General features: G+C 63.2%; 1 protein-coding gene. It reads right to left on the reverse strand.

Annotated features, from left to right (window positions below):
• The coding region (locus AWB67_RS38870; RefSeq protein WP_235025635.1) for a bifunctional aminoglycoside phosphotransferase/ATP-binding protein at positions 1–806 on the reverse strand (806 nt) is incomplete at its 3' end.

Consider the following 806-nt stretch of genomic DNA (forward strand, 5'->3'; position numbering starts at 1 on the left):
AGGTTCAGCAGTCTGGCGTATTGGACGTCGACGGCTTCTGGAAGATAAGCGCCATGTGTCAGCGATCGCTCCAGCAGCGGAGCAAACGGGGCAGCACGCTTGCGTTCGATGTCGCTCGAAAGCCTTATTGCACCGATGAGCGGTGCAAGTGCTGTACTCGCGGCAGACTTGCCCGAGCCGGAATAGCCGTGGCAGAGCAGCAAGCACGGCTGCCTTTCCCGCACCGCCTTGACGGCACATTGCAGATACCCGCTGGCGCGCTTGGGGCCCCCTACGCCTTCTGCGCTGCGAGCCTTCAACGTCTCGACGAGCGCTCGCACCAGTGCACGATAGACGATGTATAGGCGAATAGCGCGCAGTCCGGCGAAGTCGCCAGTCGCGAGGAGCCAGCGATTGAGCAGTCGCGTCTCGAGATCCGGGCGGTCGTGAGCGCGGAGATCCATGCAGAGGAATGCGAGGTCGTTGACCACGTCGATCCACCGCAGCACTTCGCTGAACTCGATGCAGTCGAACATCAATACATCGCGCCCGGCTAGCACGACGTTCTCGAGATGCAGGTCGCCGTGACACTCGCGCACAAAGCCTTTGGCACGACGCGCGTCGATGTGCTCGGCGAGTCGGGCAAGTTCCAACCCGCACCATGCGCGTACCTCCGCAGGGACAATCCCGGCGGACTCGCGATCAAGCGCGGCAAGAATTGCATGCACCTGCGTTTGGACCTGGTTGGCCGACCCGTAGGCGCGACGAGGCGGGGTCCGGGAGGTGCAGCGATGGAAAAGTGCGAGTCGGTCCGCCGCGCTCTCGAT

Origin of the sequence: Caballeronia terrestris (assembly GCF_001544515.1) — a bacterium.
GTDB lineage: Bacteria > Pseudomonadota > Gammaproteobacteria > Burkholderiales > Burkholderiaceae > Caballeronia > Caballeronia terrestris.